At 70.6% G+C, this 24,506-nt stretch carries 25 protein-coding genes; 9 read left to right on the top strand and 16 right to left on the bottom strand.

The genetic code is table 11. From position 1 onward, the window contains the following. Nucleotides 1-38: 38 nt before the first annotated feature. Nucleotides 39-1,370 carry a peptidase S8 gene (locus ACIBVL_RS38865; RefSeq protein ID WP_399105194.1) on the bottom strand — a complete coding sequence of 444 codons (1,332 nt, stop codon included), beginning with the start codon at nucleotides 1,368-1,370 and terminating at the stop codon, nucleotides 39-41. A 351-nt stretch (nucleotides 1,371-1,721) separates the two neighbouring features. Next, complete coding sequence (locus ACIBVL_RS38860; protein WP_399105193.1) at nucleotides 1,722-1,976, bottom strand: DUF397 domain-containing protein; 255 nt, start codon at nucleotides 1,974-1,976, stop codon at nucleotides 1,722-1,724. 104 nt (nucleotides 1,977-2,080) lie between these two features. On the opposite strand from ACIBVL_RS38860, the gene ACIBVL_RS38855 reads away from it, so the two are divergent. The 4 genes from ACIBVL_RS38855 to ACIBVL_RS38840 all read left to right on the top strand — a co-directional run bounded on the left by ACIBVL_RS38855 (nucleotide 2,081) and on the right by ACIBVL_RS38840 (nucleotide 6,510). Next, nucleotides 2,081-2,821, top strand: a complete 741-nt coding sequence (locus ACIBVL_RS38855) for a trypsin-like serine peptidase (protein ID WP_399105191.1) — start codon at nucleotides 2,081-2,083, stop codon at nucleotides 2,819-2,821. 38 nt (nucleotides 2,822-2,859) lie between these two features. Beyond that, nucleotides 2,860-4,563, top strand: coding sequence for a serine/threonine-protein kinase (locus ACIBVL_RS38850; RefSeq protein ID WP_399105189.1), 1,704 nt, complete (start codon nucleotides 2,860-2,862; stop codon nucleotides 4,561-4,563). A gap of 123 nt (nucleotides 4,564-4,686) precedes the next feature. Next, a complete protein-coding gene (locus tag ACIBVL_RS38845) occupies nucleotides 4,687-5,631 on the top strand; it encodes an NlpC/P60 family protein (RefSeq protein WP_399105218.1) in 945 nt (314 codons plus the stop codon). Between the two features lie 168 nt (nucleotides 5,632-5,799). Continuing rightward, nucleotides 5,800-6,510, top strand: coding sequence for a phosphatase PAP2 family protein (locus tag ACIBVL_RS38840; protein WP_399105187.1), 711 nt, complete (start codon nucleotides 5,800-5,802; stop codon nucleotides 6,508-6,510). A 189-nt stretch (nucleotides 6,511-6,699) separates the two neighbouring features. On the opposite strand, the gene ACIBVL_RS38835 is transcribed toward ACIBVL_RS38840, so the two are convergent. Both ACIBVL_RS38835 and ACIBVL_RS38830 read right to left on the bottom strand, forming a co-directional pair. Beyond that, a complete protein-coding gene (locus tag ACIBVL_RS38835) occupies nucleotides 6,700-8,256 on the bottom strand; it encodes an FAD-binding oxidoreductase (RefSeq protein ID WP_399105185.1) in 1,557 nt (518 codons plus the stop codon). Between the two features lie 118 nt (nucleotides 8,257-8,374). Further along, nucleotides 8,375-8,545, bottom strand: a complete 171-nt coding sequence (locus ACIBVL_RS38830) for a hypothetical protein (protein WP_399105183.1) — start codon at nucleotides 8,543-8,545, stop codon at nucleotides 8,375-8,377. Between the two features lie 192 nt (nucleotides 8,546-8,737). Here ACIBVL_RS38830 and ACIBVL_RS38825 point away from each other — a divergent pair, with 192 nt between their 5' ends. Together ACIBVL_RS38825 and ACIBVL_RS38820 are read left to right on the top strand one after the other, a co-directional pair. Next, a complete protein-coding gene (locus ACIBVL_RS38825) occupies nucleotides 8,738-9,583 on the top strand; it encodes a hypothetical protein (protein ID WP_399105181.1) in 846 nt (281 codons plus the stop codon). A 186-nt stretch (nucleotides 9,584-9,769) separates the two neighbouring features. Then, nucleotides 9,770-9,970 (top strand): hypothetical protein, encoded by a 201-nt coding sequence (locus ACIBVL_RS38820; protein ID WP_399105179.1) that lies wholly within the window; start codon nucleotides 9,770-9,772, stop codon nucleotides 9,968-9,970. A gap of 6 nt (nucleotides 9,971-9,976) precedes the next feature. Here the strand turns inward: ACIBVL_RS38820 and ACIBVL_RS38815 are convergent, their stop codons facing one another. Beyond that, a complete protein-coding gene (locus ACIBVL_RS38815) occupies nucleotides 9,977-10,330 on the bottom strand; it encodes a metal-sensitive transcriptional regulator (RefSeq protein WP_399105177.1) in 354 nt (117 codons plus the stop codon). 207 nt (nucleotides 10,331-10,537) lie between these two features. Here ACIBVL_RS38815 and ACIBVL_RS38810 point away from each other — a divergent pair, with 207 nt between their 5' ends. Then, nucleotides 10,538-11,158, top strand: a complete 621-nt coding sequence (locus ACIBVL_RS38810; RefSeq protein WP_399105175.1) for a DUF47 domain-containing protein — start codon at nucleotides 10,538-10,540, stop codon at nucleotides 11,156-11,158. A gap of 7 nt (nucleotides 11,159-11,165) precedes the next feature. Then, complete coding sequence (locus ACIBVL_RS38805) at nucleotides 11,166-12,164, top strand: anion permease (RefSeq protein WP_399105173.1); 999 nt, start codon at nucleotides 11,166-11,168, stop codon at nucleotides 12,162-12,164. A gap of 117 nt (nucleotides 12,165-12,281) precedes the next feature. On the opposite strand, the gene pstB is transcribed toward ACIBVL_RS38805, so the two are convergent. From pstB to ACIBVL_RS38750, 11 genes are all read right to left on the bottom strand, one after another. Continuing rightward, entirely contained in the window at nucleotides 12,282-13,058 is a 777-nt protein-coding gene (gene pstB / locus ACIBVL_RS38800) for a phosphate ABC transporter ATP-binding protein PstB (protein ID WP_399105171.1), read from the bottom strand. 71 nt (nucleotides 13,059-13,129) lie between these two features. Continuing rightward, nucleotides 13,130-14,194, bottom strand: a complete 1,065-nt coding sequence (pstA, locus tag ACIBVL_RS38795; protein ID WP_399105169.1) for a phosphate ABC transporter permease PstA — start codon at nucleotides 14,192-14,194, stop codon at nucleotides 13,130-13,132. Continuing rightward, nucleotides 14,191-15,228 (bottom strand): phosphate ABC transporter permease subunit PstC, encoded by a 1,038-nt coding sequence (gene pstC, locus ACIBVL_RS38790; protein WP_399105167.1) that lies wholly within the window; start codon nucleotides 15,226-15,228, stop codon nucleotides 14,191-14,193. Before pstC ends, pstA begins: the two co-directional genes overlap by 4 nt. Nucleotides 15,229-15,367: 139 nt before the next feature. Further along, nucleotides 15,368-16,498 (bottom strand): phosphate ABC transporter substrate-binding protein PstS, encoded by a 1,131-nt coding sequence (gene pstS / locus ACIBVL_RS38785; RefSeq protein WP_399105165.1) that lies wholly within the window; start codon nucleotides 16,496-16,498, stop codon nucleotides 15,368-15,370. Between the two features lie 224 nt (nucleotides 16,499-16,722). Next, a complete protein-coding gene (locus ACIBVL_RS38780; RefSeq protein WP_399105163.1) occupies nucleotides 16,723-17,145 on the bottom strand; it encodes an NUDIX hydrolase in 423 nt (140 codons plus the stop codon). Between the two features lie 101 nt (nucleotides 17,146-17,246). Then, nucleotides 17,247-18,392 (bottom strand): CHAD domain-containing protein, encoded by a 1,146-nt coding sequence (locus tag ACIBVL_RS38775; RefSeq protein WP_399105162.1) that lies wholly within the window; start codon nucleotides 18,390-18,392, stop codon nucleotides 17,247-17,249. Next, complete coding sequence (locus ACIBVL_RS38770; protein ID WP_399105160.1) at nucleotides 18,373-20,604, bottom strand: RNA degradosome polyphosphate kinase; 2,232 nt, start codon at nucleotides 20,602-20,604, stop codon at nucleotides 18,373-18,375. The genes ACIBVL_RS38775 and ACIBVL_RS38770 overlap by 20 nt, the downstream gene beginning before the upstream one ends. 316 nt (nucleotides 20,605-20,920) lie before the next feature. After that, nucleotides 20,921-21,946 (bottom strand): hypothetical protein, encoded by a 1,026-nt coding sequence (locus tag ACIBVL_RS38765; RefSeq protein ID WP_399105158.1) that lies wholly within the window; start codon nucleotides 21,944-21,946, stop codon nucleotides 20,921-20,923. After that, nucleotides 21,943-22,350, bottom strand: coding sequence for a hypothetical protein (locus ACIBVL_RS38760; protein ID WP_399105156.1), 408 nt, complete (start codon nucleotides 22,348-22,350; stop codon nucleotides 21,943-21,945). The genes ACIBVL_RS38765 and ACIBVL_RS38760 overlap by 4 nt, the downstream gene beginning before the upstream one ends. Before the next feature lie 46 nt (nucleotides 22,351-22,396). Further along, a complete protein-coding gene (locus tag ACIBVL_RS38755; protein WP_399105154.1) occupies nucleotides 22,397-23,323 on the bottom strand; it encodes an ABC transporter ATP-binding protein in 927 nt (308 codons plus the stop codon). Further along, nucleotides 23,320-23,763, bottom strand: a complete 444-nt coding sequence (locus ACIBVL_RS38750; RefSeq protein WP_399105153.1) for a GntR family transcriptional regulator — start codon at nucleotides 23,761-23,763, stop codon at nucleotides 23,320-23,322. The genes ACIBVL_RS38755 and ACIBVL_RS38750 overlap by 4 nt, the downstream gene beginning before the upstream one ends. 199 nt (nucleotides 23,764-23,962) lie before the next feature. Between ACIBVL_RS38750 and ACIBVL_RS38745 the strand changes: the two genes are divergently transcribed. Next, nucleotides 23,963-24,505, top strand: a complete 543-nt coding sequence (locus ACIBVL_RS38745) for an RNA polymerase sigma factor (protein WP_399105151.1) — start codon at nucleotides 23,963-23,965, stop codon at nucleotides 24,503-24,505. Nucleotide 24,506 lies beyond the last annotated feature (1 nt).

The following is a 24,506-nucleotide window of genomic DNA, read 5'->3' as shown; positions in this document are numbered from 1 at the left end:
GGTCCACTGTGGCTGTCTTTCGGTGGGGTGAGGGTGTGTCAGCCGGTGAAGGCGCCGATGCCCTCCGGGGTCCCGACGCCGGTGGGGCCGTCGTATCCCGACTTGGCGGTGCAGAGGTAGGCGGCGCTGGAGGAGCAGGTGCCGTTGCTGCCGCTGGTGACGTCGTTGAGGGCGGAGGTGCCGAGGTGGGCGTAGGGGTACGACGCCGGGTAGTCACTGCTGCCGGGGGTGCCGGCGAGGGCGTAGACCGCGGCGATGATCGGTGACGAGGCGCTGGTGCCGCCGAAGGTGTACCAGCCGGCGGTGACGCCGTAGGAGTCGTAGACGGAGACGCCGGTCGCCGGGTCGGCCACGGCCGATACGTCGGAGATGGTGCGCTTGGAGCAGCCGGTGTCGGTCTGCCAGGTCGGCTTGGCGTCGTAGGCGGAGCAGCCGGAGCCGGTGCCCTCGGTGCTGCTGGTGTTCCAGACCTTCTCGGTCCAGCCGCGGGTGGTGGAGCTCGTCGAGAGGGCGGTGCCACCGACCGACGTCACGTACTTGGACGCTGCCGGGTATTCGGCGCCGTAGCCCGCGTCGCCGGCGCTGACGGTGATGGCGACGCCGGCGTGGTTGAAGTAGGAGGAGTCGTAGCTCGTGTCCGAGGAGGACTCGGAGCCCCCGTAGCTGTTGGAGACGTACTTCGCGCCGAGGGTGACGGCGCGGTTCACCGCGGTGCCGAGGTTGGCCATGGTGGCGGACTTGGCCTCGACGAGCAGGATGTTGCAGTTCGGGCAGACCGCGCTGGCCATGTCGAGGTCGAGGGAGATCTCCTCGGCCCAGCCGCTGTCGGCGGAGGGGAGGGCGGTGGTGGAGCCGGTCTGGCTGACCTTCTTGAAGCAGCCGTTGGCGGTGGTGCAGGAGGACAGGCCGTAGTAGGAGCGGTACTTCGCGAGGTCGGCCTCGGCGTTCGGGTCGTCGTACGCGTCGACGATCGCGATGGTCTTGCCGTCGCCGTTGGCGGAGGCGGCGTCGGTCAGGCCGTAGGCGTCCTGGAGGTCGGTGGGGCCGTAGCCGGTGGGGCTGGCGGCGGCGGCCTTCGGGGTGACCTTCGCGGTGTCACCGGTTTCCTTGGCCCGCGCCTTCTGGAAGGCGGTCGTGCCCCCGGTCACGCGGAAGCTGTCGCAGGCGAGTTCGCCCTTGTGCTTGGGGGTGGCGCAGGGGGTGGCCGTCCAGGTGACGGCGGAGGAGGTCGTCTTGGTGGGGGCCGCGCTCGCGTGGGCCGCGGTGCCGAAACCGGCGAACACGAGGGCGGCGGTGCCGAGGGCGGCGGTGCCGATGCGGCGCCATCTGCCGGATGTGGCGGGGGCGGTGGGGGAAGTCGTCGTACGCAACGGACAGCTCCTGAATGTGGGTGACAGGGGCGGTGCGGGTGGGGGGTGGTGCGTGCCACCGGTACGTGGTCCCCGGTGGCGGGCGGCGGCCCGCGACGACTGTTGCTTGTTGAGTACGCGACAACAAGAGGGGTGGCGGAATTCTGACTTCCGCCTTACTGAAGGGGGTTGGGGTATTGCTGGTGGATGGTGGGGGCGTGGTGGGGGGATGGGCGGGACTTGACTCCGGACACAGCGCGCTCACAGAGCCGTGAGGTCGATCACCCCGAGCGCCTCATCACCTCGTGCGCCTCATCACCTCGAGCGCCTTCGGCTTGGGTGCGACGGGGGTGTCCGCGTCTTCCGGACACGTCACATGGCCGGGGGATCCTCCTCGACGCCCTCGACGAAGTGGTCGAACTCCCCCGCCTGGACGCCGAGGACGAAGGCATCCCACTTGCGGCGGTTCGTGGTGACCACGTTGTCCGGGTCGCTGGTCTCGCGGAGGTAGACGGGCGCCTCGCCGTCGTCGCCCTCGCCGAAGGCGATCTCGATCCAGGGGCCGGGTCCGGTGGCCTCGGGCGGGGCGGCGCGGACCCAGGTGAGATCGGGGGGGATGTCAGACATGGGGGGTTTCCTTCTCGGCGAATCAGTGCACTCTCGGAATCCGTACAAGAACTTATAGGCCGGCCGCTGCAGTTCTCTCACCTTGCTGGGTAACAGTGGGACCGATGAAGCGAAACGCCCTGCTCGGTGCGGTCGTGCTGCTGGCCGTCACCTCCGCGTCCGAGGCCGCCGCCGACGGTGGGCCCGGGCCGCTCGGGGTGACCACGGTGGCCGTGGCGACGAAGGACTCCGCGCGGATCGGCGCGCTGTTCGACGCGGACGACGCCGGTCACCTCGCCGGCGCGCACTTCTGTACGGCCTCCGTGGTCCACTCCCCGCACCGCGATCTCCTCGTCACGGCCGCCCACTGCCTCGGCGAGGGCGGGGACCTCGTCTTCGTACCGGGATACCGGGACGGCAAGGCGCCCTACGGCGTCTGGGAGGTCGCGCGGGTCTTCCTGCCCGACGGGTGGGCGAAGGGGCAGGACGAGGACAGCGATGTCGCGTTCGCGGTTCTGCGGGCGCGGGGCGGTCGGGGCGTCGAGGACGTCGTCGGCGGGAACCGGTTCGTGACGCGGACGGCGACCGGGGCCACCGCCGTGACCGTCACCGGGTACGCGAACTCCCGCGAGGTCCCGATCCGCTGCACCAACCGGCCCGTCGCGCACAGTTCCACCCAGCAGCGCATCGACTGCCCCGACTTCCCGGGCGGCACCAGCGGCAGCCCGTGGGTGAACGGGGACGGGCAGGTCGTGGGTGTGCTGGGCGGGCATGAACAGGGCGGGGTGACCGACGACATCTCGTACAGCGTGGTGCTGGGGGCGGAGGCGGCGGAGCTCTATCGGGACGCCGCCTCCGACCCGTAGGGGCCTTGGGCAGTGCTCTGCAAGGTCATCTGTGTGGCATGGTCAGTTCAGTGGACGCACTGAAGGATCGAGACCCCGCGCGGATCGGCGCGTACACGTTGCTTGCCCGGCTTGGTGCGGGGGGCATGGGACAGGTCTATCTCGGGCGGTCGCCCGGCGGGCGGCTCGTCGCGCTCAAAGTGATCCGGGACGAGATCGTCGACCATCCGGAGGCGCTGGCGCGGTTCCGGCGGGAGGTGGAGACGGTTCGGGCGGTGCGGAGTGCGTATACGGCGAACCTGATCGATGCCTCGTTGGAGTCGGCGCCGTATTGGCTGGCCACGGAGTACGTCCCCGGGCCCACGCTGAGCAACGCCGTGGCGCAGAGGGGACCGCTGCCCGTGGAGACGTGCCGAGGGCTGCTCGCGGCCCTCGCCGAAGGGCTCGCGGCGGTGCACGCGTACGGGGTCACGCATCGGGATCTCAAGCCGCAGAACGTGATCCTCGGGGCCCAGGGGCCGCAGCTCATCGACTTCGGGATAGCACGGACCGCGGCGCAAACGGTGCTCACCGAGGCCGGGTTCGCGCCCGGCACGCCCGGTTTCAGTGCTCCCGAGGTGCTGTTGCGCAACGAGGTGGGGCCCGCCGGCGATGTCTTCGCCCTCGGCGCGACCCTGGCCTACGCGGCCACCGGGCGGCCGCCGTTCGGTCATGGGGAACCCGCCGGGGTGAGTTATCGAGCCGTTCACGAAGCCATCGACCTTGCCGGTGTGGACCCGGGGCTGGCCGCGCTCCTCGAGGCGTGCGTCGCCAAGGACCCGGTGGCACGGCCCGGCCTCGGTGAGGTGATCGCGCGCTGCGGGGTGCGGACCGCGCTCGTCGAGGACACGTTCTACGGAGGACTCGCCGGGTTGGGGGAGGCGGTGCCCTCGCCGCCGACGGCCCGGCCGCCGATGCCGGCCACCCCTCCGGGCAGCGTGCATGACTTGCCTACGGTTGCCCCGCAAGTCCCGCACGGCTACGGCTACACGCCCACCCAGGTCGTCCAGCCGACCCCGGCCGCCCGGCCGCGCGGGAAATCGTGGCTGATCGCCGGGGCCGCGGGCGTGGTCGTCGCGGTGGGGGCAGTCGCCGCTGTCATGTTCCTTCCGGGCGGGAACGACGACACCCGCAAGGGCGCGGACGACACGGCTGGTCCGGGGACCACCTCGGCCGCGGCCACGACTTCCGGCGGCGGCGGGTCGGAGCTGCGGCCACCGGCCTACGTCGAGCAGACGAACCCGTCCCGTGACTACTGGACGGCCGACACGGCGTCAGGGGCCGGTCAGGGGGCGTGCATTCTTCCGGTGGAGGAGCAGAACCTGCAGTTCCAGTGGTCGGTTACGGCCGCGGACGCCAACGCTCCCTACACCTCCGGCAAGGGCCGCCTCGGCTTCCGGCTCACGTCCACCCCCTCGAAGCCGTACTACGTGTCCGTGGCCGTGAAGCCCCCGCACGAGATCGACGCGGACACGGGCAAGCCCATCGAGGGCGCGCCCCAGCAGAACCTGGACCTGGGCTACACCAGCAAACCCGCCGCAGCCAGCACGGGCTGGACGTATCTCACATACCCGGACGACTTCCGGCAGATCGTGCTGGGCAAGGAGACCGGCGACGCCATACCCGTGGCGAACGACCCCGGTGACTGGACGGTGCTCTATCTCCACGTCCAAGGTACGAAGAAGTACGCGAGCATCGCCTGCGACGGGTTCGTCTCGAAGTAGCGCACACGACACGGACAGGTTTGGAAAAGACCCGTAAACAGGGCTGCGGTGGGGGAGGGTTGAAGCGTGCGAAAAGTTTGGGTGGTCGGCGGTGCCGCGGTCGGGCTCGGGCTGAGCTTCGTGATGCTGCTCGTCGTCGGGGTGTACGTCGTGGCCGGGAACCTGGTCAACGGCGTCGGCGCGGGAAGCGTCGGACTGGCCAAGGGAGCCGTGCCTTCGGCCTACAGCGCGCTCGTGCAGAAATGGGGCAACCTCTGCTCCGCCATCAACCCCGCCCTGTTGGCCGCCCAGTTGTACCAGGAGAGCGGGTTCGACCCGGACGTGGTCAGTCCCGCCGACGCACGCGGCATCGCCCAGTTCATCCCCAGCACCTGGGCGACGCACGGCATAGACGGCGACGGGGACGGCGACCGCGACATCTGGGATCCGAATGACGCGATTCCATCGGCCGCGTCGTACGACTGCGATCTCGCCAAGTACGTCAAAACCGTGCCGGGTGACATCACCAACAACATGCTCGCGGCCTACAACGCCGGCCCCGACCGTGTGATCAGGGCGGGCGGCGTTCCGGCGATCCGGGAGACGCAGAACTACGTCAAGACGATCCGCACCCTCGAGAAGAGCTTCGCCGCCCCCGTCACCCGTGTCGATCCCTCCAAGCAGGCCGCCGGGGCCATTTACTACGCGCAGAAGAAGTTGGGGACGCCCTATCTGTGGGGTGGGAACGGTACGGCTGAGCAGGGGGGACGGTTCGACTGTTCCGGGTTGACCAAGGCTGCTTACGCGAGTGTGGGGATCACTCTGCCGCGTGTGGCCAATGATCAGTACAACGCCGGGCCGCACCCGAAGCGGAGTGAGTTGTTGCCGGGGGATCTGGTGTTCTTCTCGAACGACCTGGGCAACTCCCGGGCGATTCACCATGTGGGGATCTACGTGGGCGGCGGGTACATGATCGACGCCCCGTACACGGGGGCCGTCATCCGGTTTGATCCCATTGACTCGGCTGACTACTTTGGTGCCACCCGCGTCACCGAAGATGGCGCGAAAGCGCTCCCCACGAACGTGTGAAGGGTCCTCGAACCCGCCCCCTGAGCTGCGGCTTTGTGTCTCTCTTCGATAACGTCTGAGTGATCATTCGGTGGAGAGTGGAACGTATCAACCGGGGCCGTGCGTTCCTGTTGGAGCGGGCGCACGTGAGATGCGCTGGGCAGAACATGACGAAGGGGCCGCAGCACCATGGCTGGACTCGCCGTAACCGGGTCGAACCCCGACGTCGACCTGCTCTACGACATCAACGGACTCGCCAAGGACGCCCCGCACTGGCTCGACCGGGTGGTGGAGTTCGTCGGCGAGTACGGGCTTCTCGTCGCCATGGTGCTGCTGATCGTGTGGTGCTGGGCGAGTGTGCGGCGGCAGGTCCGGGGGGCCGAGGAGGCCGCGTCCTCCGTTGCCGCGCTGGTGTGGGCGCCGCTCGCCGCCGCCCTCGCGGTGCTGGTGAACGTACCCATACGCGGGTTCGTGGAGCGGCCCCGGCCCTTCCGCGATCACCAGGGGCTCGAGGTTCTCGTCTCCGGGAAGACCGATTACTCGTTTGTGAGCGATCACGCCACTCTCACCATGGCGATGGCGGTCGGGCTGTTCGTCGCCAACCGGAGGTTCGGGCTCGTCGGGATCGGGATCGCGCTGCTCGAAGGGTTCTGCCGGGTCTACATGGGCGTGCACTACCCCACGGATGTGGTCGGTGGGTTCGCGCTCGGGACCGCGGTCGCGCTGCTGCTCTCGCCCCTGGCCTCCCTGTTGCTCACCCCGCTGGTGCAGGCCGTCGAGCGGTCGCCGCGGGCCGGATGGGCGGTGCGGAGCCGGGCCGCCCGGGACGAGGCCCGGGACACGTTCATCCAGGGCGCCCGGTCGGAGGCCGCCGCCGAGGAACGGGATCTCGCCGCCTGAGGTGCCGCGGCACTAGGGCGTGTTTCGAAAGTAGCGTCGTCCGCCCGGAGGGCGGGGCCCGCGGCGTCTGGTGCGGTGCATCGCAAGGCGGAGGGTCGTCCGTGTACCGGGCGTACGCGGGCGATCCCGACAACGCGGCGAGGCGCCGTGCCAGGCGTCGCGGGCCAGACGGGACTTTCGAAACACGCCCTAGAGGGCCTGCGGGTAGGTGAAGAAGCCGTTCGGGTCGTACTGCTTCTTCAACCGGGTCAGGCGCGGGAGGGCGTCGCCGTAGTACGCCTTGCGCCAGTTCGTCAGGGTCGGGTCCGCGTAGTTCTGGTAGGCCGCGCCCGAGGCGTACGGGGTCATCGCCTTGTGGGCTCCGTTCAGCCAGGACTGGGCCGTCGAGCCCGTCGTGCCCGCCCGCCAGGACACGAGGTACTGGGCCAGCATGCGGGAGCGCCGGTGGACGAACGCCGTGGCCGTCGGGGAGACCCGGTTGACCGCACCTCCCAACGCCGTCAGCGCGATGCTGCCCGCGCCGCCCTGGACCGTCTTCATCTGCTTGAGGAGGGTCTGGATGCCCGCCGTCGTCAGCGAGCGGTCGAAGAAGTCGGAGCGGGCCGCGTACGTCTCCCGGCCCAGCCTGCCCTGCGTGTTGCGGCCCGGTGTCGAGCCCGGCAGGTGGCACTGGGCGTCGGTGGAGAAGGAGGAGCAGCCGGCGTAGACCTCCATCGCCTGTTCGTAGGAGCGGCGGCGGAGCGAGACGGAGGAGGCCGAGGCGCCCACCTTGTCCGCCAGGCGGTCCACCGCGTTCTGCAGCTGGCCGTAGGTGCCTATGCAGAAGGCCGCGACGGAGATGCCGGGGTTGCCGCCGGCGGGGGCGGACAGGTGGAGTGAGGACCAGATCTCGTCGGGCTGGGACGGGCCCCATTCCTGCCACGCCCTGACCACCGCCGCCGCCTTCGCCCAGGGCCAGGTGAGGTAGCCGGTCACGGCCTGCGGGGCGGGGTGGGTCTTGAAGTGCAGTTCCGTCACGATGCCGAAGTTGCCGTTGCCCGCGCCGCGCAGGGCCCAGAACAGGTCCTTGTTCCGCGTCGCGTTGGTGACCAGCTGCTTGCCGTCCGCCGTGATGATCGTGGCCTGGGTGAGGCTGTCGCAGGTCAACCCGTAGGCGCGGGAGACGACTCCGTGGCCGCCGCCGAGGACCAGGCCGGAGACGCCCACCGTCGGGCAGGAGCCGGCCGGGATCGTCATGCCCTTCGCGGTGAGGGCGCGGTAGACGTCGATCAGCTTGGCGCCCGCGCCCACGACGGCCTCGCCGCCGCTCGCACGGACCGTGCCGAGCTTCGAGACGTCGACGATCAGCCGGCCGTCGCCGGAGGACCAGCCGCCGTAGGAGTGGCCGCCGTTGCGGATCGCGACCTTGGTGCGGTGCGCGCGGGCGTAGGCGAGGACGGTGCGGATGTCGTCGGCGTGGGCGACGTACGCGACCGCCGCCGGCTTCAGGCCGTCGAAGCGGGTGTTGTAGAGCTGGCGGGCCGTCGTCCAGGAGGCGTCGCCGGGGCGGACCAGGATGCCGTCCAGATCGCGGGCGAGGGCCGCCCAGTCGGCGGGGGCGGACGTGGCGGTGGTGGTGAGGGCGGTGAGGCCGGTGGTGCTCGCGGCGCTGGAGGCGCTCGTGCCGCTGCCCTTCGATGTGCTGCACGCCGCCGTCGCGGCCGCGATCGCCGCGGTGCCGCCTGCGATGAACGTACGCCGTTCCATGTCCTGCGCCTTCCGTCGGCCTGTCGGCTTCCCACGGCCTGTCGGCTTCCCATGGTGCGAGATGCGACCACGAGGCTACGGGTTCCAGGAGGACGTCGGCGGTGACGGAACGGTGACGTCAGCGGCCGGTGTGTCCCTCGGCGTCCGTCCTGGCCAGGCTTCTCGCCCTGCGGGCCGGACCCCGCCAGCCGCAGGTGCAGCGGGCCAGGCAGAACCTCCCTTGTTCGACGGTCGTGGTGGTGTGTTCGCCGGGAGTGGGGGGTGGGGGCGAGCCGTCCTGCTGCGTCACGCAGACAACGTTACCCAGGGAGGGTAAAGGGCTCCCATGGCACTGGTCCGCGACTGGTTCGCCACTCGTCCGCCACCCGTCCGGCGGTCGCGCGAGGGCGGGGGCCCGGGCGCGTGACGGGGGCACGGGGGTCGTCGTTATTCGGGGCGACAGGGGGCCCGTGACGGACGTACCGGCTGGGGGTAGGTGGCGATGGCGGAGCGGTGGCGCGGGTGGCGTGGTGTGGTGGTCGTCGCGGGGCTCGTGGCCGGTGGCTGTGCGGGGGCGGCGGGCTGTTCGGGGTCCGGGGGCGGCGGGGACGGTGGCGGGGACGCGCGGGGCGGGGAGGTGGTGGAGTTGCTGCACGGGGCCGCCGACACGTTGCGGCAGGCGGGGAGTTCGAAGACGCGGACGTCCATGGAGATGGCCGCCGGAGGGACCCGGGTGACCATCCGGGGCGAGGGCGTGTACGACTACCACAGGCAGCTGGGGCGGCTGAAGGTGCTGCTGCCGCAGGATCCGGCCGGGGCGAGCGAGCACCGGTCCATCATCGAACTGCTCGCGCCGGGTGCGCTGTTCATGAAGAACCGGGGCGCCGGGGTCCCGGACGACAAATGGGTGCGGGTGGAGACGGCCACGCTGTCCGACGGGAACCTGGTGACCGGCGGGGCCACGGATCCGTTCGCCGCGGCCGAGGTGCTGCGGGGGACGCGTACGGCGACGTATGTGGGAAGGGCCGAGCTCGCGGGGACCGCGGTGCGGCACTACCGGGGCACCGCCGATCTTGCCGTCGCGGCCGGGGACGCCTCCGCCGGGAGCCGGGGGGCGCTGGCGGCGGCGGCCAAGGGCTTCGCCACGGCTCGGGTGCCGTTCGACGTCTATCTGGACGACGAGGGGCGGATCCGGAAGATCCGGCACCGGTTCAGCTTTGTGAACGGGCGCCAGAAGGGTGCCGTGGCGGTGGCGTCGACGACCCTGCTCTACGACTTCGGGGCGCCCGCCGACGTACGGCTGCCTGCGGCGAGGGACATCTACGCGGGGCGGATCGCGGAGGAGTAGGGGTGCCGTCGGCGCCTCGTCGGCGTTCGAGGGCGTGTCAGGGCCCGCGTCGGCGGGAACCGCCGCCGGACGCGCCCCGGGACCGATTCCGGCACAGGACGGGCACAAGGACTAGCCCGTCCGTGCCATGCGCGCGGTGTATAGCGCTCCCTACTCTAGGAAGCCGGTGACGGCAGAGACGAGGTGATGCGCGTGGCTCCGGTCGGCGGTACGGCAGTTCAGGACCACGAGGCCCTCGCCGAGATCGAGTTGTGCGGGGAGCTCATCATCGCGGCCTCGGCGGCCGGGGGAGAGCGCCTCAGCATGGAGAGCATCGACGAGGTGCTGCGGGTGGGCGAGGAGCGGGCCGGCGGCGCCGGTGGATCCCGGGCCGGGTCGGGGTCGTAGTCCTGGTCAGGCGCGGAGCAGACGGCCGATCGCCTTTGTCGCTTCTTCCACCTTCGCGTCGATCTCGTCGCCGCCCTTCATGGCCGCGTCGGCGACGCAGTGCCGAAGATGTTCCTCCAGCAGCTGCAGGGCGAAGGCCTGCAGGGCCTTGGTGGAGGCGGACACCTGGGTGAGTATGTCGATGCAGTAGGTGTCCTCGTCGACCATGCGCTGCAGGCCCCGGATCTGGCCCTCGATACGGCGCAGGCGCTTGAGGTGTTCTTCCTTCTGCTTGTGGTAGCCGTGGGTGGCCGGCGGGGTGGCCGTGAGCTGCCCGGGGGGCGTCAGGTGGTTGGGCTCGGTGCCCTCCGTCGTCGTCATCGCGTCCTCCCGGTTTCGGACATATACCCCTGCCGGGTATATCGTAACGAACTTTGCCGGGTACAGGACCCTAGAAGTGCCCCTGTGCTGATCACCCTGTCCGATGGGTGACACTGGGGTACGGCCCGATAGCCATGCCCGGATGGTGCGCTTAGCATCACCCTGGCCCCTAGCTTGACCGAAACCGATGCATCCCGAGGACCCCAAGTGCGCTTTCGTCTGACCCCCAGGGAGACGAGCTTCTACGACATGTTCGCCGCATCCGCGGACAACATCGTCACGGGCTCGAAACTCCTGATGGAACTGCTCGGGGCGGACACCGCCGGCCGGGCCGAGATCGCAGAGCGTATGCGGGCCGCGGAACACGCTGGTGACGACGCGACGCACGCGATCTTCCACCAGCTGAACTCCTCGTTCATCACGCCCTTCGACCGGGAGGACATCTACTCCCTCGCGTCGTCCCTCGACGACATCATGGACTTCATGGAGGAGGCCGTCGATCTGGTCGTCCTCTACAACGTCGAGGATCTTCCCAAGGGTGTCGAGCAGCAGATCGAGGTGCTGGCGCGGGCGGCCGAGCTGACGGCAGAGGCGATGCCGAATCTGCGGACCATGCAGAACCTGACCGAGTACTGGATCGAGGTCAACCGGCTGGAGAACCAGGCGGATCAGATCCACCGGAAGCTGCTCGCCCATCTCTTCAACGGGAAGTACGACGCGATCGAGGTGCTGAAGCTCAAGCAGATCGTGGACGTGCTGGAGGAAGCCGCCGACGCGTTCGAGCATGTGGCGAACACGGTGGAGACCATCGCCGTCAAGGAGTCCTGAGTTCTTCATGGACACCTTCGCTCTGGTTGTGACGATCTGCGTCGCGCTCGGTTTTACTTACACGAACGGCTTCCACGACTCCGCCAACGCGATCGCCACGTCGGTCTCCACCCGGGCGCTCACGCCTCGGGCGGCGCTGGCGATGGCCGCTGTGATGAATCTCGCCGGGGCCTTTCTGGGAAGTGGGGTCGCGCACACCGTCAGCAAGGGGCTGATCGAGACCCCGGACGGGTCGAAGGGGATGGGGATCCTCTTCGCCGCGCTGGTGGGCGCCATCGTGTGGAATCTCGTCACCTGGTACTTCGGGCTTCCGTCCTCCTCCTCGCACGCCTTGTTCGGGGGCATGGTGGGCGCGGCGCTGGCCGGCGGGACCGAGGTCATCTGGTCCGGGGTGCTCGACAAGGTCGTCATTCCGATGTTCCTGTCGCCGGTGGTGGGTCTGATCGTCGGCTATCTGGTGATGACGGCGATTCTGTGGCTCTTCCGGCGGGCGAACCCGCACAAGGCCAAGCGCGGCTTTCGGATAGCGCAGACCGTTTCGGCGGCGGGAATGGCGCTCGGGCATGGTCTGCAGGACGCGCAGAAGACCATGGGCATCGTGGTGATGGCGCTTGTCATCGGGGATGTGCAGGGGCCCGACGATCCGATTCCGGTGTGGGTGAAGATAGCTTGCGCGGTGATGCTGTCGCTGGGGACGTATGCCGGTGGGTGGCGCATCATGCGGACCCTCGGGCGGAAGATCATCGAGTTGGATCCGCCTCAGGGGTTCGCCGCGGAGACCACCGGGGCGTCGATCATGTTCACCACGGCGTTTCTGTTCAAGGCGCCCATCTCCACGACCCATGTGATCACGTCGGCGATCATGGGTGTGGGAGCGACCAAGCGGGTCAACGCGGTGCGGTGGGGGGTCGCCAAGAACATCGTGCTGGGGTGGTTCATCACCATGCCGGCGGCCGCGCTGGTCGCCGCGGGGGCGTTCTGGGTGGTGAACCTGGCGTTCCTGTAACGCCGTTGCGGAGCTTCGCCGAATGGCGCGGGCCCGCCCCCCGAGGCAGTCGGGGGGCGGGCCCTTTGCGTCCTCGCGGTGGCACCGCCATGCAGCACCGCGAGGGGTTCGAGGGCCCTAGCCGAAGCGGCCCGAGATGTAGTCCTCGGTCGCCTGGACCGACGGGTTGGAGAAGATGCGCTCCGTGTCGTCGATCTCGATCAGCTTGCCGGGCTGGCCGACCGCCGCGAGGTTGAAGAACGCCGTGCGGTCGGAGACGCGGGCCGCCTGCTGCATGTTGTGCGTCACGATGACGATCGTGAAGCGTTCCTTCAGCTCGCCGATCAGGTCCTCGATGGCGAGGGTGGAGATGGGGTCGAGCGCCGAGCAGGGCTCGTCCATCAGCAGGACCTTCGGCTCCACGGCGATGGCCCGCGCTATGCACAGGCGCTGCTGCTGGCCGCCCGACAGGCCCGAACCGGGCTTGTTGAGGCGGTCCTTCACCTCGTTCCAGAGGTTCGCGCCCTTGAGGGACTTCTCGACGATCTCCGCCAGTTCGCTCTTCTTGTAGCTGCCGTTCAGGCGCAGACCCGCCGCCACGTTGTCGAAGATCGACATCGTGGGGAACGGGTTCGGGCGCTGGAAGACCATGCCGATCTCGCGGCGGACGGACACCGGGTCCACGCCGGCGCCGTACAGATCCTCGTCGTCCAGCAGCACCTTGCCCTCGACCCGGCCGCCCGAGGTCACCTCGTGCATCCGGTTCAGCGTGCGCAGGAACGTCGACTTGCCGCAGCCGGAGGGGCCGATGAAGGCCGTCACCGAGCGCGGCTCGACCGTCATCGAGATGTCCTCGATCGCCTTGTGGGTGCCGTAGTAGGCGGTCAGTCCGCTTACATCGATTCGCTTGGACATGGTTGCTACTTCACTTCCGTCTCGGTCGCTGAGCTGAGGGGCCACGCCCCGCGGAGCGGGAAAATGTCGCCTTAGCGACCGGTCTTGGGGGCCTTCCAGCGGGCGATGCCGCGGGCCACCAGGTTGAGGATCATCACGAAGGCGATCAGCGTGAGCGACGCCGCCCAGGCCCTGTCGTACGCCGCCGTGGAGCCGGCGCTCTGCGCGTACTGCTGGTAGATGTACAGCGGCAGCGACGCCTGCGCGCCCTCGAAGGGGTTGTTGTTGATGAAGGGGTTGCCGAAGACGAGGAGGAGAACGGGGGCTGTCTCGCCGGCGATGCGGGCGACCGCCAGCATGACGCCGGTGATGATGCCGCCGATCGAGGTCGGGACGACCACCTTCAGAATGGTGCGCCACTTCGGCACTCCGAGCGCCAGGCTTGCTTCACGCAGTTCGTTCGGGACGAGCTTCAGCATCTCCTCCGTCGAGCGCACGACCACCGGCATCATCAGGATCGCCAGCGCCAGGGAGCCCGCGAAGCCGAAGGGCTGCATGTCGAACATCAGCATCAGGCTGAGGATGAACAGGCCGGCCACGATGGACGGGATGCCGGTCATGACGTCCACGAAGAAGGTCACGGCCTTCGCCAGGCTGCCGCGGCCGTACTCCACCAGGTAGATGGCCGTCAGGATGCCGATCGGGGCGCCGATCAGCGTCGCCAGGCCGACCTGCTCCAGGCTGCCGATGATGGCGTGGTAGATACCGCCGCCCGGCTCGGAGTCGGCGACCACACCCATGGAGTGGGTCAGGAAGTAGATGTCCAGGACCTTCACACCGCGCGCGATGGTGGTCCAGAGCAACGACACCAGGGGCACCACGGCCAGGAGGAAGGCCACCCAGACCAGGCTGGTGGCCACTCGGTCCTTCGCCTGGCGGCGGCCCTCCACCTTGGCCGCGATGCCGAACGTGCCGAGCACGAAGAGGATGCCCGCGATCAGGCCCCACTGGATCTTGCTGTCCAGGCCGGCCGCCAGGCCGATCCCGACGGCGACGACGAGCGAGCCGCCGGCGATCGCCCAGGGGGACCAGCTCGGGAGGCTCGCACCGCGCAGGGTGCTGGGGCGCTTGTCGGCGACTGCTGTTGCGTGGCTCATGCGTTGGCCCCCGAGTACTCCTTGCGACGGGCGATGATCATGCGAGCCGCGCCGTTGACCAGCAGGGTGATGACGAAGAGGACGAGACCGGAGGCGATGAGCGCGTCACGGCCGAACTCCGTCGCCTCGTTGAACTTGCTGGCGATGTTCTGGGCGAAGGTGCCGCCGCCGGGGTTCAGCAGGCTGGCGTGGATGTCGAAGTCGGGGGACAGGACCGTGGCGACGGCCATCGTCTCGCCGAGCGCGCGGCCGAGGCCGAGCATGGAGGCCGAGATCACTCCGGAGCGGCCGAAGGGGATCACCGCCATGCGGATGACCTCCCAGCGGGTGGCGCCCAGCGCCAGGGCGGCCTCCTCCTGCATCTGCGGAACCTGGCGGAAGACCTCCCGGCTCACGTTGGTGATCACGGGAAGGATCATGATGGCGAGGAGGATGCCCACCGTGAGCATCGAGCGCGGGGCTCCCTGGTCCCAGGAGAAGACACCGGTCCAGCCCAGGTAGTCGTTCAGCCAGCCGAACAGCCCGTCCATGTGCGGTACGAGGATCAGGGCGCCCCAGAGGCCGTACACGATGGACGGAACAGCGGCGAGCAGGTCGATCACGTACGCGATGGGGCCGCTCAGGCGGCGCGGGGCGTAGTGCGTGATGAAGAGCGCGATGGCGACCGCGATCGGGACCGCGATGACCATCGCGATGATCGACGAGACCACCGTGCCGAAGGCCAGGACCGCGACGCCGAACTTCGGCGGGACGAGGCTGGTGTTCCACTCGAAGGCGGTGAGGAAGTTGGCGTCGTCCTTGCTGATGGCGAGGACGGCGCGGTAGGTCAGGAAGACCGCGATCGCCGCCATGATCACCAGCAGCAGGATGCCCGACCCGCGGGAGAGACCGAGGAAGATCCGGTCACCGGGTCGGGTGGCGCCGCGGGCCGCGCGCTTCTGCTCGGCGGTCGCGGGCGGGAGGGTGGGGGGAGTGGAGTCGTGGGGCGGGGGCGCGTCGGCGCCGGCGCCTGTCTTGTGCGTTGATATGTCCATGGGGGTCTCCGGTCTGCGGAGCCGCCGCGGGTGGGTGGGGCGGCTCGGGCGGGGCCGGCTGCGGGCGGCCCCTGGCGGCGGTGCACCGGACGGGTGCGGTCCGGTCCGGGTTTCCCCGGTGCCGGACCGCACCTTCAGATCAGCTCAGGCCCTCGATGGTGGTGCGGACCTTGGAGATGATGGCGTCGGGGATCGGCGCGTAGTCGATGCCCGAGAGGATGCCCTGGCCCTCCTCGCTGGCGATGTAGCGCAGGAACGCCTTGGTGGCGGGCAGGGTGGCGGCCTTGTTGCCCTTGTCGCACGCGATCTCGTACGTGACCAGGGTGATCGGGTAGGCGCCGTCGGCCTTGGTGGTGTAGTCGAGCTTCAGCGACAGGTCGCTGCCGGTGCCGACGACCTGGGCGGCGGCGACGGCCTTGGTGGCGCCGTCGGAGGAGGCCTTGACCGGGGCGGAGGCGCCGGTGTCGATGGCGACCGTGCCCAGACCGTCCTTGGCGTACGACAGCTCCATGTAGCCGATCGCGCCGTTGGTCTGCTTCACGCCCTGGGCGACACCGGAGGAGCCGGAGGCGGACTGGCCGCCCTTGGCCTGCCAGGCCTTGCCACCGGAGTACTTCCAGTCACTCGGGGCGGCGGCGATCAGGTACTTCGTGAAGTTGTCCGTCGTACCCGACTCGTCCGAGCGGTGGTACGGCTGGATCTTCAGGTCGGGCAGCTTCGCGTCGGGGTTGAGCTTGGCGATCGCGTCGTCGTTCCACTTGGTGATCTTGCCGTCGAAGATCTTGGCGATCGTCGAGGCGTCGAGCACCAGGTTGTCCACACCGGAGACGTTGTACGCGACGGCGATCGGGCCCGCGACCATCGGGAGGTCGATGCCCTGGCCGCCGGAGCAGACCGACTTGGAGGCGGTGACCTCTTCGGGCTTCAGCGCGGAGTCCGAACCGGCGAAGGCGACCTGGCCCTGGGTGAAGGCGGTGACGCCCGCGCCCGAGCCGGAGCCCTTGTAGTTCACCTGGACACCGGAGCAGGCCTGCGTGAAGTTCTTCACCCAGGCGTCGATCGCGTTCTTCTGCGCGGAGGAGCCGTCGGCGAGCAGCTGGCCCTTGGCGTCGTCGCACTTGATGGAACCGGCCGCGGCGGTCGCGGTGGAGCTGCTGGCACCGCTGCTGGAACCGGTGTCGTCGGAGCCGCACGCCGTGAGGGCCAGGGCGCCGGAGACGGCGAGAGCACCGAGGGTGAGGGCCCGCCGGTTCATGCGCTGAAGCTTCACTTGAGGGAGATCCTTCCAGGAGCCGCCGTCCTGAATTCGGCGGCGTGCGAAAGTCATGGGTGGCATGGACGCGTCCGTCAGGACGCGTGCCGCACCGGGTAAGGCCGAAATTAGGCAGATCAGGTGAAGGCGCCTACGGGCGTGAATGAACGGCGGGTGAACCCGTGGGGAAGGCCTGGTTAGGTCACGGAACGCTTACGTCGAGGACACGGCGGTGTTCCGGGTCACGCGAGGCGCATGGTGCTCAGGAGGGCGTCCACGAGATCACGGTCCCTGGGCTGGGTGAGGCGGATTCGGGCCGTCGACGGCGGGAGCCAGAGGAGGCGGTCGACCTCGTCGTTCGGGGTGAAACCGCCCGAGACCGCCTCGGCGGCCCAGTAGCGCACCTGCTTGGGCCGGCCGTTCGCCTCGTACCGCAGCGTGGGGAGCGGGGGGCCTGGCGCGGCCCGGTAGCCCGTCTCCTCCTCCACCTCGCGCAACGCCCCGGCGAGTGGGTCCTCGCCCCGCTTGAGCTTGCCTTTGGGGTGTGACCAGTCGTCGTACTTGGGTCGGTGGACAAGGCACACTTCCAGTTCACCCCCGGCGGGGGAGCGGCGCCACAGGACACAGCCGGCTGCCTGGACGGGGGTCTGGTTCGGGGAGCTCACGTGATCCTCACCGCCTGCCTGTGTGGCTTCTGCCTTCCTGTCTTCCCGGCTGCCTGTCCTCCTGTTTACGGCGTGCTGTCCAGGGCCTTACGGCACGGTGTCTACGGCGTTCCGATCGTCTGCTTCTGCCAGCACCGCTGGAACGCGTACCGCGCTGCCTCCACCTCATGCCGCTGATCCGCGTGCAGTACGCCGAGCGCGTAGGCGGTGGCCGGAGCGATCCGCGGGGTGCGGGCGGCCTGGGCCGCGGCGGCCGCCGCCTCCGAGGCGTCCCGGTGCCGGTCGAGGGCCTGGCCCGCGGTGGTCAGCCGCGGGTCCAGGGGGGTGCCGGCGCCGTGGAGGACCTCGCAGGCGTAGCGGTGCAGCCGCAGCAGCAGGCGGACCTGGTGCCAGGGGGCGTCCTGCGGGTGCGGGGACGGGTCCGGGGAGAGGCCGTGGACCAGCGCCTCCGCGTTGTACGGGCTGCCCGCGGTGACCAGGGGGAGGGCGGCGACGGCGTCCGCGAGGCGTTCCTCGGCCGCGTCGGCGAGGGGGCGCAGGTCGGTGCCGGGGGCGGTGGGGGTGAGGGGGACCTCGCTGGCGAGGACGGCGACCTTGTCCGCGACGGCGTGGAAGCGGCTGGACCCCAGGGCCTGGAGGGCGGTGCTGTGGGCTCGGGTGCGGGCGAGGGTGAGCTGGCGGTCGAGGAGGGCGCCTGCCTTCGCCGCGCCGACGGTGAGGTTGCCGCGGTCGGGGGTGGGCACCGGGGCGGGTGCGGTGCCGGGTGTTGCTTTCCTCGGGACCGTCGTCGCGCCGGCGGCACGACTGCCCGCGGCGACACCGGCGGGCTGGGCAGGTACCGGTGCCGAGCCCGACAGTCGGTGCAGGGCCAGCAGCAGGCGCTCCAGGCGGGCGCTGTAGGCGTGTTCCAGGGCCAGGGTGCCCGACAGCCAGGCCAGTTCCGGGCGGATCTGTTCCGACCAGTCGGGGTCGAGGAGGGGGCGGAAGGTGTGCAGGCTGCCGCTGATGCGGCGGGCCGTGCGGCGCAGGGCGCGCGCCGCGTCGACGGATTCCTCCACGCCGCCCGCCGAACCGTGGGACGGCGGGGAGTGGGTCGCCGAGCCGTTCGACGATCCGCCTCCCGTCTCCCGGTGCAGTCGCAGGGCGCGGAGGAAGTCCGTGGCCTGGGCCCGGAGGTAGCCCGCGAGGGCGTCCCCCGTCGACGCCCCGGCCGCGGGATCCGTCAGGTCATGGTGTTGCTGTGCCACGCCGGCGCCTCCGGGCGTCTATGAGCATCTCCTGGACGTTGCGCAGGGGTTGGCCGTCCGCGTCGGTCGCGTGCCGGGTCCACTCGCCGTCCGGACCGAGGTGCCAGGAGGCGGTGGCGTCGGACATGCCGGTTTCGAGCAGCCGGTTCAGGGCCGCCCGGTGGGCCGGGTCGACGACCCTGACCAGGGCCTCGATACGACGGTCGAGGTTGCGGTGCATCATGTCGGCGCTGCCGATCCACACCTCGGGCTCGCCGCCGTTGCCGAAGCCGAACACCCGGGAGTGCTCGAGGAAGCGGCCGAGGATCGAGCGGACCTTGATGTTCTCCGACAGGCCGGGCACGCCCGGGCGCACCGCGCAGATGCCCCGCACCCACACCTCGACCGGCACGCCCGCCTGGGAGGCCCGGTAGAGGGAGTCGATCAGGGCCTCGTCGACGATCGAGTTGACCTTGATGCGGACGTGGGCGGGCCGCCCGGCGCGGTGGTGCTGGATCTCCTTCTCGACCCGGGAGATCAGGCCGTCCCGCAGCGACTTGGGGGCCACGAGGAGCCGGCGGTAGGTCTCGCGGCGCGAGTAGCCGGAGAGCCGGTTGAACAGGTCGGAGAGGTCCGCGCCGACCTGCGGGTCGGCCGTCAGCACACCGAGGTCCTCGTACAGCCGGGCCGTCTTGGGGTGGTAGTTGCCGGTGCCGACGTGGCTGTACCGCCGCAGCGTCTCGCCCTCCTGCCGGACCACCAGGGACAGCTTGCAGTGGGTCTTCAGACCGACGAGGCCGTAGACGACATGGCAGCCGGCCTCCTCCAGCTTGCGGGCCCACTTGATGTTGGCGTGCTCGTCGAAGCGGGCCTTGATCTCGACCAGGACGAGGACCTGCTTGCCGGATTCGGCGGCGTCGATGAGCGCGTCGACTATGGGGGAGTCGCCGGAGGTCCGGTACAGGGTCTGCTTGATCGCGAGGACGTCCGGGTCGGCGGCCGCCTGCTCCAGGAAGGCCTGGACGGAGGTGGAGAAGCTGTCGTACGGGTGGTGCAGCAGCACGTCACGGCTGCGCAGCGCGCCGAAGATGTCGGGGGCGGAGGCGGACTCCACCTCGGCGAGGTCGCGGTGCGTGCCGGCGATGAACTTCTTGTACTTCAGCTCGGGCCGGTCGAGGCCGTGGATGCGGAAGAGACCGGTGAGGTCGAGCGGGCCGGGCAGCGGGTAGACCTCCGCCTCGGAGATCTTCAGCTCGCGCACCAGCAGGTCGAGCACCTTGCGGTCGATGGACTCCTCGACCTCCAGACGCACCGGAGGTCCGAAGCGGCGCCGCATGAGCTCCTTCTCCAGGGCCTGGAGCAGGTTCTCGGCGTCGTCCTCCTCGACCTCGAGGTCCTCGTTGCGGGTGAGCCGGAAGGCGTGGTGCTCAAGCACCTCCATGCCCGGGAAGAGCTCCTCCAGGTGGGCGCCGATGACGTCCTCGATGGGGACGTAGCGGCCCGGGGACGCCTCCAGGAAGCGGGACAGCAGCGGCGGCACCTTGACGCGCGCGAAGTGGTCGTGACCGCTCACCGGGTTGCGTACGACGACCGCGAGGTTGAGCGAGAGACCCGAGATGTACGGGAAGGGGTGCGCGGGGTCGACGGCCAGCGGGGTGAGGACCGGGAAGATCTGGTGCCGGAAGAGCGTGAAGAGGCGGGCCTGCTCCTTCTCGGTCAGCTCGCTCCAGCGGACCAGGTGGATGCCCTCCTCGGCGAGCGCGGGGGCGATGTCCTCGTGGTACGTGGCGGCGTGCCGGGCCATCAGCTCGCGGGAGCGGGCCCAGATCATCTCCAGCACCTCGCGGGGCTGGAGGCCGGAGGCGGAGCGGGTCGCGACGCCGGTCGCGATGCGGCGCTTCAGTCCGGCCACCCGGACCATGAAGAACTCGTCCAGGTTGCTCGCGAAGATCGCGAGGAAGTTCGCCCGCTCGAGGAGGGGGGTGTTCGGGTCCTCGGCGAGTTCCAGGACGCGCTCGTTGAACGCGAGCCAACTGCGTTCCCGGTCCAGGAAACGGCCCTGCGGCAGCTGGGGACCGTCGTACGGCGCCTCCTCGTAGGAGTCGAGGTCGGCATCGATGTCGGGTTCGAGGTCGGAGACCGCGGCCGAGACCGTGTGCGGGCGGTGCGCGGCTATGGAGCCCACGGAGGGCTGTGCGTGCTGGACCTTTTCCTGGGTGTCTTGCTGGCTCATGAACCCATTCTTCCGCGCCGCGAGCATTATGGGCGCGTCAGATCGCGCGGGCTTGAGCGCGGCGGAGCTTCCGTCGGGGCGCGCCCCCTCGGGGGGCGGTGCGGGCTCGGGCACGGCGGAGTTCATTCGCCGAGCGTCGCAAGGTCGTCTGAACCGGTGGTTACGGAGACATGGCGTGTGGGATATCGGGGGGAGGCTCGCGGGGGTCGGGCGCTCCGGGGGGGGGCGCCTTCCAGGGGCGTGCCCGGGAGAGGCGGCCCGTTCGTGAGGGGTGCGTACGTCCCTCCCCCCGTGGAGGGACGTACGCACCCCTGGCTCAGGCCTCGCGGCGGCCGGCTCCGGCCGTACGGCGGCGCAGCAGCAGGAAGGCGGCGGTGGTGGCGAGGGCGGCGACCGTGAGGACGATGCCGGTCTCCACGAGGTGGATCGGCCAGTAATGGGACTCGGGGTGGTAGGTGGTGTAGAAGCCCGTGACGCCCAGGTCGTCGAGGCAGTTCTGGGTCGTGGCGGTGGAGCCGCCGTAGCACTTGGTTACGTCGAAGTTCGGGACCCGGTGGCCGTGGATCAGCGCACCGCTCTCCACCTGCCACGCGGTGAGGGGGTAGTCGAAGTCCTCCGCGGCCGAGGTGACGGTCACCGCGGGTGAGAACGAGCTGCGGTACCGCGCCACGACGAACGAGATGAGCCCCGCCGTGACGACGGAGACGGCGAGGGCGGGCAGCGTACGGCGCAGCAGGAGCCCGGTGAGCGCGCCGACGGCGAGCGCGCAGAGGGCGTACGCGACGGAAGCCGGACCTCGGGAGAGGAACCCGTCGTCGCTCATCCACCCGCTCTGCAGCAGGTCCTCGTTGGTGCCCCAGGCCCAGCGGTAGACCAGGACCAGGGCGGTGGCGCCGCCGGTCACGACCAGGGCGGGGACGGCGAGCTTCGCGGTGAGCCAGCGGGTGGGGGAGACGCCCTGGGTCCAGGCGAGGTGCGCGGTGCCGTTCTCCAGTTCGCGGCCGGTCAGCGCGCCGCCCGCGAAGGCGGCCACACCGAGGAAGAGGTAGGAGATCAGCAGGCCCGTCCAGCGCAGGCCGTTCTCGTACCCGGGCAGGCCGATCATCGTCATGTCGCACCAGTCCTGACCGGCGCTGTCGCAGGCCTCCAGGGCCTTGCGCTCCTCCTTGCCGGTGACCTCGGCGAGCCACACCAGGCCGGCGCTCAGGCCCACCACGAAGAGGGCCCAGACGGCGAGGGCGGCGCGGTGCAGGCGAAGCACGGTACGGGCGGTGCCCCAGGGGGCGCGAAGGGCCGCGGACGTGCCGGCGGAGCCGGCTCCCGCATCGGCGACGGCGGTCATACGGCGGCCTCCTGAACGGCGGTCGGGGTGGGGCGCGAGGTTGCGGGTGTGCGGGTGCGCGGGGTCGCGGTCGAGTGCCTGAGCAGCACGAACGCGGCCACGGTGAGGGCGGAGGCGAGGAAGGGGAGCGCGTTCGGGGCGATCGTCGTGGAGCAGTACACCTTCTTGTGGAGGACGCCCGGGCGCTGGTCGTGCGGGCAGCGGGCGGCGGCGCAGCCGTCGTGGTGCCGCCGGGCGGTGACGGCCGCGTCGGCGAGCGGGCCCCACAGCCACACGAGGCGGGCGGCCAGGGCGACCACCAGGCCCAGCCGGACGCGGAGGGCGGGGCGGTGCGGGCGCGGGAGCCGGCGGGGCGAGGGGGACGGCGGCGGGGCGGGAGCGGTGGACGGGGAGAGGGCGGTCACGCGGCGGACTCCTGGTCTCGGCGGGGCTCGGCGGAGGGCCTGGTGGTCACGCCGGGGCCTCCTCGGGCGTCGCCGGGGTCAGGGGAGTGGCCTCGGGGTTGCGCAGGTAGGCGAGGACGAGTTCCTCCAGGGAGGGAGTCGCGGTGCGCCAGTCGTCGGCGAGGCGGCCGGCGGGGCGGATCAGCGCGGTGAACTGACGGCCGGTGACGCGGGACTCGACGACCGTGTGCGGCGAGAGGTCGGGGAGCGGGTGCGGGGAGTGGCCGCGGGGTGTGTCCGCGGCCTCCGTCGTCGCGCTCACGCGCGTGTGCGCGGCGAGCAGGTCGTCCATCTCCCCGGCCAGCCGGACCCGTCCGCCGCCGATCAGCAGCAGATGGTCGCAGGAGTCCTCCAGCTCGGCGACCACGTGCGACGACATCACGATCGTCGTCCCGTACTGCGCCGCCTGTGCCATGAGGGTGCCCATCAGCTCGTGCCGGGCGAGCGGGTCGAGGTCGGCCATGGGCTCGTCCAGGAGCAGCAGTTCCGGCTGCTTGGCGAGGGCCAGCGCGAGGGCGACGCGGGTGCGCTGGCCGCCGGAGAGCGCGCGGATCTTCCGCTTGGGGTCGAGATCCCCCGCGGAAACGATCCGCTCGGCGGTCGCGGCGTCCCAGCGGCCCGGGTTGAGATCGGCGCCCACGCGCAGTGTCGCGGCGACGGTGAGCTGCGGGTACAGCGGCTTGTCCTGGGCGACGTAGCCGACACGCGCGCGTGCGGACGCGGGGTCCGTGCCGAGGACGGCGACCCTGCCCTCGGTGGGGGCCAGCAGCCCGGCGGCGAGGGCGAGGAGCGTGGACTTGCCGGCTCCGTTGGGCCCGACGACGGCGCAGACGCGGCCGGCGGGCAGCCGCAGGGTGCAGTCCCGCAGCGCCCAGCCCCCGCGCCGCCCGAAGCGCTTGCCGAGCGCGGTTGCCGCCATCACGGTGTCGGTCATGAGCGGTCTCCCTGGGGGTGCGCCGGCCCTCCGCGAGCGGCGAGAGGTTCGGGGTTCACGTCGGGTGCGGCGAAGTGTTCTTCGAGTACGGCGGTGAAGAGCGCGGCCACGTCGTCGCGGTCCAGGCCGGTCTCGCGGGCCCGCACGGCCCAGGCCGCCAGCTCGGTGCGCAGGGGCGAGTCGGCCGGGGCGGTGCTCAGCCCGCGCCGCACGAACGTGCCGAGCCCGCGCCGCGCCTCCACCAGCCCCTCGCGCTCCAGCTCGCGGTACGCCTTCAGCACGGTGTTCGGGTTGATGGCGGTCGCCTCGACGACCTCGCGGGCCGTGGGCAGCTTGTCGCCGGGCCGCAGCACGCCCAGACGCAGGGCCTGCTTGGTCTGCTGCACGATCTGGACGTAGGTGGCCACGCCGCTGTGCCGGTCGATGCGGTAGTCGACCACCTTCCACCACCCTTTCACTAATTGAGTAGTGAAAGGGTGGTGGAGGGTGGCGGGGAAGTCAAGATCGGGGTGGGCGGAGGGCTGGGGGAAGGACTGGGCGTGGGGGCTGGGGGCAGGGCCGGGTGGGGCTGGGCGGGGGGCGGGAAAAAATGTGCGGCGGATCGTGAACCGATCGACGGGGCCGTTCCGATGAGGGGTTGTGAGCGAAACGAGAAGCGACGGGGAACTGCTGCGGGCCATCGCGGCAGACGCGGACCGTCACGCCTTCGAGGAGCTGTACCGGCGGTACGCCCCGTGGCTGACCGCGCGCATGCGCGGCCGCTGCGCCGACGCCGGGACAGTCGACGACGTCGTACAGGAGACGTTCCTCGCGGTGTGGCGGGGCAGCGCCCGCTACCGCGAGGAGGGCGATGTGGCCGGCTGGTTGTGGCGTATCGCGGCCCGGCGGCTGGTCGACGCCCTGCGCGGCGACGGCGCGCGCGGCCGGCTGCGCCAGGCCGTGGCCCGCCTGCGCCACCGCGACGAGGTCTCGGCGGAGGAGCGCGTGCTGGCGGGCGTGGAGCACGGGGACCTCGCCGGGGCCCTCACCCGCCTCTCGCCCGAGCTGCGGGCCGTCCTGCAGGCGACCGTCATCGACGGGCTCACCACGCGGGAGGCGGCCGTCCTGCTCGGCATCCCGCCCGGCACGGTCAAGACGCGGGCCCTTCGAGCCCGCAAGCAACTGCGGGAGGCGCTGGCATGAG

The sequence above is a fragment of the Streptomyces sp. NPDC049687 genome (genome assembly GCF_044465285.1).
Taxonomy (GTDB): domain Bacteria; phylum Actinomycetota; class Actinomycetes; order Streptomycetales; family Streptomycetaceae; genus Streptomyces.
The sequence above is the reverse complement of the archived record's forward strand: the minus strand, read 5'-3'. Positions and strand labels throughout refer to the sequence as shown.